10 protein-coding genes are annotated in these 13,974 nt (G+C 47.6%); 3 read left to right on the top strand and 7 right to left on the bottom strand.

Annotated elements, in window-relative coordinates:
• Nucleotides 1-62 precede the first annotated feature (62 nt).
• Genes AAZT04_RS03930 through AAZT04_RS03920 form a run of 3 tightly spaced genes read left to right on the top strand, consistent with a single transcriptional unit; the run spans nt 63 to nt 3,216 of the window.
• The gene (locus AAZT04_RS03930) at nt 63-956 is read left to right on the top strand and encodes a glycosyltransferase family 2 protein (RefSeq protein WP_434679025.1); all 894 of its coding nucleotides are present in this window, start codon (nt 63-65) and stop codon (nt 954-956) included.
• Nucleotides 896-2,053 carry a glycosyltransferase gene (locus AAZT04_RS03925; RefSeq protein WP_234530998.1) on the top strand — a complete coding sequence of 386 codons (1,158 nt, stop codon included), beginning with the start codon at nt 896-898 and terminating at the stop codon, nt 2,051-2,053. The genes AAZT04_RS03930 and AAZT04_RS03925 overlap by 61 nt, the downstream gene beginning before the upstream one ends.
• A gap of 14 nt (nt 2,054-2,067) precedes the next feature.
• The gene (locus AAZT04_RS03920; RefSeq protein ID WP_048761744.1) at nt 2,068-3,216 is read left to right on the top strand and encodes a glycosyltransferase family 4 protein; all 1,149 of its coding nucleotides are present in this window, start codon (nt 2,068-2,070) and stop codon (nt 3,214-3,216) included.
• Nucleotides 3,217-3,369: 153 nt separating this feature from the next.
• Here the strand turns inward: AAZT04_RS03920 and wecA are convergent, their stop codons facing one another.
• The 7 genes from wecA to AAZT04_RS03885 all read right to left on the bottom strand — a co-directional run bounded on the left by wecA (nt 3,370) and on the right by AAZT04_RS03885 (nt 13,799).
• On the bottom strand, nt 3,370-4,407 hold the full coding sequence (gene wecA, locus AAZT04_RS03915; RefSeq protein WP_048761739.1) for a UDP-N-acetylglucosamine--undecaprenyl-phosphate N-acetylglucosaminephosphotransferase: 1,038 nt from the start codon (nt 4,405-4,407) through the stop codon (nt 3,370-3,372).
• 513 nt (nt 4,408-4,920) lie between these two features.
• Nucleotides 4,921-5,934 carry a UDP-glucose 4-epimerase GalE gene (gene galE, locus AAZT04_RS03910; protein WP_048761738.1) on the bottom strand — a complete coding sequence of 338 codons (1,014 nt, stop codon included), beginning with the start codon at nt 5,932-5,934 and terminating at the stop codon, nt 4,921-4,923.
• Nucleotides 5,935-6,150: 216 nt separating this feature from the next.
• Nucleotides 6,151-7,518 carry a phosphomannomutase CpsG gene (cpsG, locus tag AAZT04_RS03905; protein ID WP_048761736.1) on the bottom strand — a complete coding sequence of 456 codons (1,368 nt, stop codon included), beginning with the start codon at nt 7,516-7,518 and terminating at the stop codon, nt 6,151-6,153.
• Nucleotides 7,519-7,533: 15 nt separating this feature from the next.
• A complete protein-coding gene (locus AAZT04_RS03900) occupies nt 7,534-8,958 on the bottom strand; it encodes a mannose-1-phosphate guanylyltransferase/mannose-6-phosphate isomerase (protein WP_048761733.1) in 1,425 nt (474 codons plus the stop codon).
• Between the two features lie 306 nt (nt 8,959-9,264).
• Nucleotides 9,265-10,644 (bottom strand): TolC family outer membrane protein, encoded by a 1,380-nt coding sequence (locus AAZT04_RS03895; RefSeq protein ID WP_044549370.1) that lies wholly within the window; start codon nt 10,642-10,644, stop codon nt 9,265-9,267.
• 2 nt (nt 10,645-10,646) lie between these two features.
• Nucleotides 10,647-11,978 carry an HlyD family type I secretion periplasmic adaptor subunit gene (locus tag AAZT04_RS03890; protein ID WP_020826026.1) on the bottom strand — a complete coding sequence of 444 codons (1,332 nt, stop codon included), beginning with the start codon at nt 11,976-11,978 and terminating at the stop codon, nt 10,647-10,649.
• 54 nt (nt 11,979-12,032) lie between these two features.
• A complete protein-coding gene (locus AAZT04_RS03885; protein WP_434679020.1) occupies nt 12,033-13,799 on the bottom strand; it encodes a type I secretion system permease/ATPase in 1,767 nt (588 codons plus the stop codon).
• Nucleotides 13,800-13,974: the final 175 nt, after the last annotated feature.

Below are 13,974 nucleotides of genomic sequence, written 5' to 3'. Positions count from 1 at the left end.
CGTTAAGCATGGCAAACTATTATTAACTGCTTTGCTTTATTAGTATAATGAAGGAAATGAGTTTGAATAACTTCACATTAAGCGTCGTCATTGCCACCTACAACCGACCAGAGCTGGTTGTTCGCGCGGTAAACTCAGTCATAGCTGAAAGAAATGCGAAGCATACGATTGAAATAATTGTAGTTGATGATGCCTCGACCACTCCACTGCCAAAGTTTGAGACAGAAGGTTTGGTTTATCATCGCATGCCCGTCAATGGTGGTCCTGGCCCCGCTCGTATGGAAGGGATAGCGTTAGCCAACGCACCGTGGGTGTTGATACTGGATGATGATGATACTCTCGAGCCTGGAACCGCCGATTATCTGGAAAAAATACTTCCTCTTGACGAAAATGCCAGTCATCCGGTTTACCAATTTGCTATAACGGCACAAAACCAAAAAGAAAAGTATCAGCTGATTACTTTTGATGACTACGTAAATAAGAAAATTGAGGGTGACTTTACCCCTGTATTCAACAAGAAAATATTTCTTGATACCGGTTTTCGCTATCCGGAAAACCGAGCAGGCGGTGAACACTTACTTTGGTGGAGAATCGCCGAAAAATTCGGCATACCATCGTACAATCACCCTTTAGTTCGCGTTTCTGATGACGCCGCATTACGTTTAACACATTACTCATCACAAATAAAAAAATCGGTCTGCCATAAACAACTGGCAGAAATAGCATTAGAAAACTTTGGTGAGAAATTACGCAATAATCACCCACAAGAATTTCAACGCATTAATTTGGCACTTATTACCTACACTCTGTTAAGTAATGAGCCGCAGCAAGCACGTAATTATTTAAAAAAATCCCCACTCGGGAAAAAATTGAAGATTGCGTTATGGAGCATCAGTTGGCTGCCACAACCCTTGATAAAAAAATTATTCCTAATTTACAGGAAGAATCAAGGATAATAAAAGTTATGCAAATAGATTACGTTATTACCGGTTTAGAAATTGGTGGCGCTGAATATCAGGTTGTTTCTCTGCTAGAGAGGTTGGCTCAAAAAGGTCATCAGATGCGATTGATTTCACTGACACCACCTTCGTCGGCTGTTTTTATTGAAAGGCTCGCCGCTGCTGGCGTTCCCTTACTATCCTTGGAAATGAAATCTGCCAAGGACTTGCCGTTGGCGTTACTACGCTTGTGCAAGATATTGCGCCAATCAAAACCGGATATTGTGCATGCACATATGGTGCACGCCAACCTTCTAACGCGCTTGGCGCGGCTGTTCCTACCTTCGTTGAAAATAATCTCTACCGCACATAATACACACGAAGGCGGCAAACTTAGAGACTGGGCTTATCGTCTGACAAACCCCCTATGTCAGATAAACACGACTATCAGCGAAGCCGCAACCCGCAGATTCACTAATGAAAATGTGCTGCCGCGGCATAATACTTACACCGTTTTCAATGGAATTGATACGGATAGGTTTATACCGCCGACGATAACAAAGGTGACAACTTCCCCTTTCTGTTGGCTCGCAGTAGGACGACTCGTTGATCAAAAGGATTATCCGACGCTCATTCAAGCATTCACGCATATTTCAAGCAGCAAATTACTGATAGCTGGGCAAGGGCCACTGGATGCAACCTTGAAACAGCTGGTAAAACACTATGGTATCGAAGATCGGGTTGAGTTTATCGGGTTGTGTGATGATACTGCACCTTTATACCGGCAGGTCGACGGCTTCGTTTTGTCATCCGCTTGGGAAGGCTATGGTTTAGTCGTTGCGGAAGCTATGTCTGCGGAACTTCCGGTAGTTGTTACTGATAGCGGCGGGCCACGTGAGATTGTCGGCAGTGATGGGACGTCAGGATTGATAGTGCCAATTAAAGATCCATTGGCTTTAGCGAATGCCCTGATGTCTATCGAAAAAATGCCAGCCCATGAAAGAGAAAAAATGGGTGCTATCGCGCGGACCAGAATACAGGAAAAATTCTCATTGAATGAAATAGTTACTCAGTGGGAGAACATTTACACAGAGCTGAAAAATAAGAACAAATAGCTTATAAGGTTTTTATGAAAATAGTATTGATAGGCACAACAGCAAACTGCGTTATAGGTTTCAGAGCAGATCTGATTAAGTCATTGCATCAGCAAGGGCATATCGTTTACGCATTTGCGCTTGATTATGATGATAAAAGCCGCAAGCAGGTCGCCGCATTGGGCGCCACGCCAGTGAATTATCGTTTCAGTCGCACAGGTCTTAACCCGATAAAGGACCTCTATGATACTTATACACTCAGTAAACAGTTGAAAAGCATTGCGCCAGATCTTGTGTTTTCTTATTTTTCAAAACCATGTATCTTCGGCACACTAGCTGCGGTCCTTGCCGGCGTCAAGAAACGTTACGCGATGCTCGAAGGTTTGGGTTACCTGTTCACTGAACAACCTCAAGGGGTTAGCTGGAAAGTTAATCTGCTGAAGAAAACCCAGACAACACTATACCGTTTAATTTTTCCCAAGCTAGACGCTTTAATTTTATTGAATCCAGACGATCGCAACGATCTATTAGTTAAGTCAGGGATAAAAGTAAAAAGAGCTCATGTGTTAGGTGGGATAGGTCTTAAACTAACTGATTATCCCTTCACTCCTACTCCAACAGAGCCGATATCATTTATTTTTATCGCTCGCCTTCTGGCGGAAAAAGGGGTACACGAGTATGTTACAGCGGCAAAGGCAGTAAAACAGCGTTATCCTGACGTTCAGTTTTATATGTTAGGGGCCGTCGATAAACAAAACCCTGGCAGCCTGACTGAAAACAGTCTCAAAAAACTGATAGAAGACGATGTCATTATTTACCCTGGCCACGTTTCGAATGTGCAAGAGTGGATAAAGAAATCCAGTGTTTTCGTTCTACCATCATATTATAGGGAAGGAATCCCCCGCAGCACTCAAGAAGCAATGGCTATGGGTAGAGCGGTGCTTAGCACTGATGTGCCAGGATGCCGCGAAACGGTTATTCACGGGGTCAATGGGTTTTTAATCCAACGCTGGTCGCCAGAAGAATTGACCGCACGTATGATTGAGTTAATAGAAGATCCTGCAAAAATCGTTGAGATGGGGCTCGCAAGTTACCAGTTGGCACAACAGAAATTTGATGCTCATGAAGTCAATGGTCGCTTATTGGAGATGCTCGAGATCCCGCAGGATAAAATGCAGAACTAGTATTCTAAATGTAAAAAGATAGAGCGTGGCCAAAGCCACGCTCTATCTAAATGTAATCAGGAAAGTACTTAATTTCTTCAAAAATTAAGATTTCGCTTTGTTGAGGTAATACGCTCAACTCTCTAACAAAGCCACCAGATTATTTGGCTCAACCTACTTCAGATAAATTTGATTACTGCGTGCTTGAGCAAGTAAATTGATAACCAAGCAGTAAAGAACAAAAACACACATAAAAAACAACAGCGAAAAAACTTCTGCAATATGCAGCATTTCGCTTACGATGCCAATAGCCGCCAAAAGAGTGGCAATAAAGACCATAATTATTACAGTCCTACGAGCAGAACTGCCGGAACGCATCAGAATATGGTGCAGATGTTGACGATCAGGTTTGAAGGGACTGTTGCCACATCGAATTCGGCTAATCATGACTCTGACCATATCCATTAATGGCACAGCAATCAGCCAAAGGGCAGTTACCGGTTGCATGACTTTATTTTCGCCCTGGCTTCCCAAAATCAGTACCCAGATAACTGTAAATCCAATCAAAGTACTACCAGCATCTCCCATAAAGACCTTGAACTTGCGTCCCCAGATCACACCCAAGTTAAGTAAGAGATAGGGCAAACATGAAACCATAAGGCATAAACACCACAACGCCATGTCGGTATTACCGTGAATATAAAACACAACCGTTAATGCGCAAAAAGTCACGCAAGACAAGGCTCCAAGCAAGCCATCAACCCCATCAACCATATTGAAGGCATTGATTGCTCCCCATATTGCAAATACTGTAATAACGGTGCCACCAATCCCCAAAACAAGTTCGTGTCCAAAAAAGATCTCGCCAAAACTTTTGAGGTACAATCCATTACAGATCATCAATACAGCGATTGCAGCTTGTAGCGCAACCCGAGGCCACACTGGTAAATCATAGCGATCGTCGAGTACGCCAATAGCTAACAGCAACGTGGCACAAACCATATAAAGAGTGAAATCTGGCAACCACGTCGGTTGCATCAAGTAAAGAATCCAAAGTGAAAGATAGACAGAAACCCCACCAACCAAAGGGATATGACCTTGATGAAATTTTCGACTATTGGGTTTGTCGACTAGTCCAACTTTCCTTGCGACCTTCCTCGCCATAAAAAGAACGGCAAGCGCACTGAAAAAAACGGCCACAATTTCTTGCATATATCAAATACCCCTAGTACTTTTCCTGCTATTTTACCAGACACGAGCCTTCTTCTGCAGGCAGAGGCTAAAAATGCCGTACTTCTATGTCGTTACACACCCATAGAGTTGACACATTACGTTTTCTGCTACAGCAATTAGTCAAGATTATTCTGATTATCCACAATCTGCGCGCCACTATACTGACAAAATAGCATAAGTTTGTCTAAACAAAGATACAATGAGACAAACATTGATAGGTACATAGTTCTCCCCTATCTCCAGTCCTGACAACCGAGACCTGTGTACTTGATAAACATAGACTAGTTCGCTACTCGAAAATATTTTGTTTTATAATAGCTTACAAATTCTAACGCAAAGCCTGACCACTGGAATCGATGAAAACCAATAGATGCAGTCAAATTATTGTCAGTGCAATGAATAAGCGGATGCATCGGGATTTGGGAATAGAAAATGGAGTAAGTAAGCAATTACCGCACCTTCTGGCACGGTAATATTATATGGTGAGCTTTACTACCGGTAACCTTTCGGGTTTTTCTTCTGCCAATTCCAGGTATCGCGCATCATTTCATCAATACCACGACGCACCTCCCACCCCAGTTCCTTACGCGCCAGATTAGCATCCGCCCAGAAAGCGGGGAGATCCCCATCACGTCGCGGCAAGATTTGATAAGGTATCTTCACACCTGAAGCTCTCTCAAAACCCTGCACCATACTCAATACCGAGTGGCCCACTCCCGCCCCCAGATTGTATGCTTTGAATCCATCAACTTTCTTCAGATGATCCATAGCCATCAAATGTCCCTCAGCCAGATCCATCACGTGGATGTAATCACGCTCGCCGGTGCCATCTTTCGTCGGGTAATCCCCACCAAAAATGCCCAGTTTTTCCAACTTGCCAATGGCCACCTGGGAGATATAAGGCAACAAGTTATTCGGGATACCGTTCGGATCTTCACCGATCTCACCGGACTCATGAGCACCTACAGGATTGAAATAACGCAAGGCGATAATAGAGAACTGAGGTTCTGCCTTAGAGAAATCCTGAAGAATCTGCTCGACCATCAGTTTAGATGTACCGTAAGGGCTGGTGGTTCCACCTATTGGCGTTGTTTCTATATAAGGAACCGGAGAATTTGCGCCGTACACTGTTGCCGACGAGCTGAAGATGAATTGGGTCACCCCAGCGCGACGCATTTCCTCTAGCAGCACTAGCGTCCCGGCCACGTTGTTTTGATAATACTCCAGCGGCTTACGAGTCGACTCTCCTACCGCTTTCAAACCAGCGAAATGAATCACGGCGGTAATATCATGGTCATCAAAAATGCGTCGCAGACACTCAGCGTCTTGGATATCTCCTTGGTAAAACACGGCAGCTTTGCCCGTTAACTTTTCTACACGACGCAAAGACTCTTCTGATGAGTTCGACAGGTTATCTAACACAATGACCTTTTCACCACGTTCCAGCAGGGTCAGAACTGTGTGAGAACCGATATAACCGGCACCGCCAGTGACTAAAATAACCATAACAACTCCTTATTTTTATCCATGCCGTTTAAATAGATTTGCTGCATCAGGTCTGCAAACTTTCTATCGGACTTACTCTAATTCAAATACCTTATATATCAACGTTCTTTTATTCATATTCAGCGCAGTATACACTTTAAATCAAAGACATTTACAACCCAAGAAAAAGAGCGGCCTAGGCCGCTCCCCATAAAAACGCATCATCACGGATGTATCTTAACGTGATAACATTGCCAAAATTTCGTCGGTTTTTTCTTGCATCAATACCACGTTCGCACGTGATTCAACATTGAGACGAACTACCGGCTCGGTGTTGGACGAACGCAAGTTAAAACGCCAATCGCCAAACTCCATGCTGATGCCATCGGTGTAATCCACTTCACCAGCCTGCGCCAGATAATGTTGCTTGACGCTGTCAATTGATGCAGCCGGCTGTGCCAGTTTGATATTGATCTCCCCGGACGAAGGGTACGCCGCAATACGGTCCTGCACCAATTCCCCCAGAGTTTGTCCTTTAACACACACCAATTCAGCCACCAGCAACCATGGGATCATGCCGCTGTCGCAATAGGCGAAATCGCGGAAATAATGGTGCGCACTCATTTCGCCGCCATAAATCGCGTCTTCCGCACGCATGCGTTCCTTAATAAATGCATGCCCGGTTTTCGACATTACCGGTACCCCGCCCGCTTCGCTCACCACATCGATGGTGTTCCAGCTCAAGCGTGGATCATGAATGATTTTTGCGCCTGGTTGTTTTTGCAGGAAAGCTTCTGCCAGAAGGCCAACAATATAATATCCTTCAATGAAGTCGCCTTTTTCGTCAAACAGGAAGCAACGGTCAAAATCGCCGTCGAAGGCAATCCCCATATCTGCACCATGCTCACGCACCGCATTGGCAGTATCTGCACGACATTCTGGCAATAACGGATTAGGGATACCATTCGGGAAGGTACCGTCCGGCTGATGATGAACCTTGATAAACTCCAACGGAACGTTCAAAGCTTTGAGAGAGGCTTCAATAGCATCGATCACATGCCCGGCAGCACCGTTACCAGAGTTGATAACCAACTTCAGCGGCTTAAAGTTTGCAACATCGACATAGGAAAGCACATGTTTAACATAATCTGCCAACACATCCTGACGAACATAGCTGCCACGAGTAGCTGCAGGCTCAGGGAATTGGTTTTTCTCCGCCAGTTCCTGGATTGCGCGCAAACCGGTATCACCGCTGATAGGGCGCGAACCCTCACGCACCAGCTTCATTCCGTTGTAGTCGATCGGGTTATGGCTTGCGGTCACTTCCACACCGCCATCTGCTTTAAGATGGGAGGTGGCAAAATAGACCTCTTCGGTGCCGGTCATACCAATATCGATAACGTCGGTGCCGGCATCCTGTAGGCCCTTTGCCAAAGACAGCTTCAAGCTTTCGCTGGTCAGGCGTACATCGCTGCCGAGAACGATAGTCTTCGGCTTCAGGAATTCGCCATAAGCGCGCCCAATTCGGTAGGCGATATCATCATTTAGTTCCTCACCCAACTTACCGCGCACATCATAAGCTTTAAAACAGGCTAACTTTTCCATCACCAAATCCTTTAATTAAACTCGGCCGTACCGATCATGTAAACGCTCAATGTCATCTTCTTCCAGGTAAAATCCTGATCGAACCTCAATGATTTCAAGATCGATTTTCCCAGGGTTCTCCAGGGTGTGGACACTGCCAGCAGGGATGAATGTAGACTGGTTCTCTGATAAGAAGAATTCTTTATCTTCAACATTTACCTTTGCCGTACCGCTAACGACGACCCAGTGCTCTGCGCGATGAAGATGACGCTGTACTGACAATCCCTCACCAGGGCGAACAATGATTTTTTTGACCTGGAAATGTTCGCCGTTGTCGATATCACAGATCTTGCCCCATGGGCGATAAGCAGAGGAGTGCTGGCGAAAGTGATGAAGGTTGCGTTTTTTTAGCTCATCAACCACTTTCTTAACGTCCTGAACGCGATCCTTAGTCGAGATCAACAACGCATCATTGGTATTGATCACGATAAGGTCATCCAGCCCGATAGTAGCCACTAGCGCGCCATCAGATGAGATATAGTTATTATTGGAATCTATGGAGATAATCTCACCGACGTTAACATTGCCGAGAGCATCCTTTTCTGACACGTCCCACAGAGATGTCCATGAACCTACATCGCTCCAGCCGGCATCTATGGGGATCACCACTGCATCACGTGTTTTTTCCATCACCGCATAATCGATGGAGTCACTTGGGCAATGCTTAAATATTTCTTGATCAACACGGATAAAATTCATATCACGCTGGCTGTCGACCACAGATTGTTGTGTTGTACTGAATATTTCAGGGCTGAACTGTTGCAGCTCTTGCAGGAATTTGGCAGTTTTAAACATGAACATGCCGCTGTTCCAACTAAACTCACCACTGGCAAGATACTCCGTTGCCTTTTCCAAGCAAGGTTTCTCCACAAATGCATCAACTTTGAAGCATTGGCTGGAAAGTGCAGAACCACGCTTGATATAGCCGTAACCCGTTTCCGGATGCCCAGGAATAATACCAAAAGTCACCAAATTATCTTCGGCGGCATGCATAATTGCCGTTTTTATAGCTGCGTGGAAGTTCTCCACTTTTTTAATCAAATGATCTGCGGCCAACACCAAAAGTATGCTGTCATCGTCTTCTTCAGCAGCCAAATGTGCTGCCAATGCAACAGCAGGCGCAGTGTTACGCCCAATAGGCTCTAAAATAATATTGGTCGCAAGCTGATCAATTTCGCGCAGTTGCTCCGCTACCAGAAAACGATGATTCTCATTGCAGATAACTAAAGGCGCGGCGACTTCGACTCCATCCAACCCTGACAAACGTTGCAGAGTTTGCTGTAGCAAACTGAACCCACTGTCATCAATGGAGAGAAATTGTTTGGGGAATGATTCGCGCGACAGTGGCCACAACCGGCTACCTGTACCACCGGCCATAACCACAGGAATTAGTTTTGACATTATTAACCCTTAACTCAGTCGTCTGTCTTATAAACGAGAGTGCGGCGTAGCGCCTGCCAACCCAGCATTATAAAAGTCATACAATCACACACGAAAATTACGTGTATGCTAAAAAACCCCTACCTAAACTCATCTCGCCCCATAGATATACACGCGATGATCTATACCGGAAAATACTGTGCTATCGGCAAGGTAGGAGCACCACTGGTTGCTAACATAACGTATTGAGACAAAAAAGAGCAGCTCAGGGCTGCTCTTTCAGACAAATACTCATGGTGAGTATTTGAACCATTTCCCACTACTTGCTCAACGGTTCATGGAAAAATACTGCGCCACTCGTTTCACGTCCTTTTCGTCAAGCGTTCCAGAGTCGCTCAACAGGGTGATCCAGGACTTTATGTAGGTGTACTTAGCCGAAGCCAGGTCTCGCTGCGCGCTGTAAAGTTGTTGCTCGGCATTCAGCACATCGACGTTGACGCGCTGCCCTGCCAACACGCTCTGGCGGGTGGCAGTTACCTGCGTTGTGGCCGATTTTACCGCCAGTTCATACGCCGCTAATTTTGCGCGACTACTGATGCAAAGATTGAACTGCTTACGCAGATCGTTCAGCGTGGTACCGACTTGTGCATCCATTTCATACATCGCCTGCCCATAGCGTGAAGCCGCCTGGCGAGTCGATGCGGACACCCCACCGCCGGCATAGATCGGCACACTCACCTGCACGCCGATACTGTCGGTGCGGTATTTTTGGTTAACCGTGTTATCACTGCTGGAGTCATTTTCCGAATGCGAAGCATAGAGCTGAACCTGCGGCATAAAGCCCGCGCGGTTTCTCTCCACTTCATACTTGGCGGCATCAACGCCATGGCGCGAGGCAGCCAACATCGGGTTATTCTCCAGGGCAATTTTTTGCCACTCTTCAAATTTGGAAGGGATTAACGGCGCCACCTGGAATTTACCGGGGCGCAGTACCTGTAACTCATCCAGTTGATCGAGCGGTACGCCAATAATCACCTCCAGCTCGCGTTGTGCCGCATCCAGAGCATCACGTGCCTCAATTTCCTGCGCCTCTGCCAGACTGTAGCGCGCCTGGGTCTCTGAAACGTCGGTAATGGTGCCTTCACCCGCGCTCATTAAGCGATCGTTTAGCGCCAATTGCTCTTTGTAAGCCGCCTTTTGCGCTGAGGCCAGCGCGATCTGGTCTTTGGAGTAAGCCACTTCAACATAGGCGGAGATCACCCGCACAGCCAGATCCAAATATTTACTGCGGTAACGCTCATCTGACATCAGCGTTTGCGCCACGCCGGCCTTGTAACGCGCATAGGCTTCGTAATCGAACAACGGTTGCGTCAGCGTTATCGAACTGGAATGGCTGCGATACTGCTGTCGTTTGGTCGCCTCACCAAGGCTGTTGCCAAAAATGTCACTCGCCGGATACTTTTGCGTCTGCCAGTTACGCGGTGAATTCTGGTAATTGGCCGACACCTTCGGCAGCAGCCCCGCCCTGCCGATGTTTTCGTTTTCATCCCCCGCTTCTTTTTCTTTTATAGCCGCCCGAAAGGTCGGATCTTTTTCAAGTGCCAGCGAATATGCGTCTAGAATCCCTATCGAATGAACCGGCGCAGATATCGCAAACAAGAGGGTACTGATAGCAAGGCCAGCAACCTGTCGTTTAAATTGAATCAAAATTATTCCTCGGTTAATGAAGTATGAGCGCGATCCAAAATAGGTTTAAACAAATAGCTTAGCAGTGAGCGTGACCCTGTCTTCACGAACACCTCAACAGGCATACCCGGCTTAACATCCTCCCCGCCCAGCATTTTCATGCCTTCAGGAGATACCGTGACCTGCATTTGGTAGTAGGGTTCGCCATTGGCCTTGTCAACCAAACGGTCGGCAGAAACCAATGTCACCGTCCCCGGGATTTTCGGGGTTTTGTTCTGGTTGAAAGCGGTAAACATCAAATCCACCGGCAACCCGTTGTACACCTTGTCAATCAACTCTACCTTCAGGCGGGAATCCACCACCAGCGTAGCCTGACTGGGTACAACGTCCATCAGGTGGTCACCCGCTCCCACGACGCCCCCCTGAGTAAAGATATTCAATCCGACTACGGTGCCATCCACCGGCGAGGTGATCGCGGTATTGCCGAGATCAAAATTCGCCATTTCCAGCTTGTTTCTGAATTCGCTTGCATCCATCTGCGTTTGCGCCAGTTGGGTTCTGACTTCGCGCTGATAGTCGGCAAAACGCTGATCGATCCGCTGCTGAGACTCCTGCAGCTGTTTTTGTACTTGGCCGATCCGCCCGACGGTTTCATCGATGCTGCTGTTAACTTCCGCAAACTGACGCTGCACTTCAAGATAACGGTTACGCGGTAAATAGCCGTCGGCAGCCAGTTGTTTCATGCTGTTCATCTGCTCGCGCAGGCTGGAAAGCTGGATCTGCTTGTTGACCCTGGAATCCTGCAGGCCTTTTAGTTGGAAGCGCATACCGTCCATCGACTGTTTATAACCGTCGACTTCGCTTTGCAGCCCCTGACGGCGTGAGGAAAAGAGCTGGGTTTGCAGCGCGATGATCTCGGCAACCCGCGGCTGAGCCTGGAGTTGTTCGAAGACCGGCGAGAAAGTCACTTTGCTTAATCCATCACGTTCAGCAAGCAGGCGGCCTTCGGTGGCCAGGGTGGTGTAGTATTGATCGCGCAGAGAATCAACCTGCGCCTGCGCCTGTACCTGACTCAGTTGCACCAATACTTCACCGGCTTTAACCCTGTCGCCTTCTTTTACAGTGATACTTTTAATGATGCCGCTGGCTGGCGCCTGTACGGTCTTGCGGTTGCCGGAAACAATCACCGAGCCTGGCGAAGCAACCCCTTTATCCAAAGGTGCAAATGCAGCCCAGGCGAAAAAACCAAACAGGCCAAGCCCCACCACCAACCATCCCATGCGGGTAAAACGCCGCTCGTCCTGTGGGATCTCTTCTGAATACGAGTCTTGCGGCTCGCCAATGTGCGTAGACATACCAACTCCTTCGACTGCAGGCGGCGCTTTTGCCCCGCCCGGCAAGTTCACGGCTTAATTAATTTGAGTTTTTGGGATATTGCCTTCGTCCGGCTCGGAATTGACCGCACGCACGGCTTGCTGTGGAGTCTGCGCTTTTTGCGCATTGGCCAAGGCTTGCAGAACCTGCTGCGTTGGGCCAAACGCATTGACGCTACCGTTGACCAACAGCAGCAGCTTGGTGGTCATCGACAGCAGGTTGGTGCGATGGGTAATCAGAATCACCGTTTTATTACGCTGCTTGAGGAACAAAATGGCCTGATTCAGCGCTTTCTCACCGGCGTCATCCAAATTGGAGTTAGGCTCGTCCAACACGATCAGAGATGGATCGCCATACAGCGCACGCGCCAGGCCAATTCGCTGCTTCTGTCCGCCGGATAACCCTGCCCCGCCGTTACCGATGATCGAGTCGTAACCATTAGGGAAGCGCAGGATCAGTTCATGCACCCCGGCCAGCTTGGCGGCTTCAATAACTTTCTCGGAGTCTATGTCGTTAAAACGAGCGATGTTTTCGGCGATGGTACCGGCAAAGAGTTCGATATCCTGCGGCAGGTAGCCAATGTAGGGCCCCAGCTCATCTTTATTCCACTGGTAGATATCAGCATTATCAAGACGCACAATGCCTTCACTGACTGGCCAGATACCGACCAGTAAACGCGCCAGCGTAGACTTGCCGGAAGCGCTTGGCCCGATAATCCCCAGCACGTCGCCCGGTTGAATAGCAAAGCTGACATTGTGCAACACCGCATCGGCTTTTGATCCCGGTGGGGTGGCGGTGACGCCTTCAACCGAGATGATCCCTTCAGGACGGGGAAGCGACATCCCCATTCCGCGCGGTGGATGCTTATCAAGCAGTTTGACCAAACGCTGATAGGATAGTTTGGCTGAGCTCCAGCTTTTCCAGACGTTAATTACCTGCTCGATGGGCGCCAGAGTTCGCCCCATCAAAATAGAGCCCGCGATCATCATGCCGGGTGTGATATGCCCATCAATCGCCAACCATCCCCCTAGCCCCAAGACCAATGACTGCAGAGAGAGACGAACAAATTTGGTGATGGAACTGACGGTAGTCGCGCGCTCGCTGGCAACACGCTGGCTATTGAGAAATCTCTGATGCAATCCAAACCAACGTCGTTTTAGATTAGGCAGCATGCCCAATGCTTCGATCACTTCAGCATTGCGCAAATTGGTACTTGCCAGGCTGCTGGACATGATCGATAACTTGCTCGCTTCGCCCAAGGGTTGCTTGGACACCATTTCGTTGACCACCGCCAACGCAACCAGCATCAATGAGCCAACCAGAGCAAACAAACCCAACCACGGGTTGAACAGGAAAATCACCAGCAGGTAAATCGGGAACCAGGGCGCATCGAAGAAAGCAAACAGTGCGCTGCCGGTCAGGAACTGCCGTACGGTAGTCAAATCACCCAGCATCTGCCCTGCATCGGAAGAACCATTCTTAAGGTTAGATTCGTACGCTGCCGTATAAACCCGCGTATTCAAACGCATATCCAATTGGCTACCGATACGGATCACCACCATGCTGCGCACATACTCCAGCAGCGCCATCATGCCGAACATTCCCAGCATAATCAGCGTCAGCATCAGTAAGGTGATTTCATTGCGCGAAGGAAGCACCCGGTCATAAACCTGGAGCATATAGATTGAAGGAACAAGCATTAACAAGTTAATAAATGCGGTGAATATGCCAACGGTCCAAAAAACTTTACTGCGTGTCCGTATAACATCCGCAATTTCATTGCGCGGTATAAATTGATTCACATTCTGCCCTTACATCATGTGCACTGTCAGTCCAATCCGCATTGATTTCTTCTAAGGAAATTCCTAAAAAAAACAAAAATAAAGAAAATCCTAAAGAAGCCTCCCCAAACATGCTCGAGACTGCAGATACTTTTTTTAACTATAGATAGTGAACGGCCATATCAGCAAGGCAATA

Origin of the sequence: Serratia sp. Je.1.23.a, from assembly GCF_051129805.1 — a bacterium.
Classification (GTDB): Bacteria; Pseudomonadota; Gammaproteobacteria; order Enterobacterales; family Enterobacteriaceae; genus Serratia; species Serratia liquefaciens.
Note: the sequence above shows the minus strand (reverse complement) of the source record. Positions and strands in the feature narration are given on the sequence as shown.

Excerpts from the sequence above, each read along its gene's own strand:
- galE (WP_048761738.1), bottom strand. The coding sequence starts at position 5,934 with ATGGTTATTTTAGTCACTGGCGGTGCCGGTTATATCGGTTCTCACACA.
- AAZT04_RS03890 (WP_020826026.1), bottom strand. The coding sequence starts at position 11,978 with ATGTCTACGCACATTGGCGAGCCGCAAGACTCGTATTCAGAAGAGATC.
- AAZT04_RS03920 (WP_048761744.1), top strand. The coding sequence starts at position 2,068 with ATGAAAATAGTATTGATAGGCACAACAGCAAACTGCGTTATAGGTTTC.
- AAZT04_RS03900 (WP_048761733.1), bottom strand. The coding sequence starts at position 8,958 with ATGTCAAAACTAATTCCTGTGGTTATGGCCGGTGGTACAGGTAGCCGG.
- cpsG (WP_048761736.1), bottom strand. The coding sequence starts at position 7,518 with ATGGAAAAGTTAGCCTGTTTTAAAGCTTATGATGTGCGCGGTAAGTTG.
- wecA (WP_048761739.1), bottom strand. The coding sequence starts at position 4,407 with ATGCAAGAAATTGTGGCCGTTTTTTTCAGTGCGCTTGCCGTTCTTTTT.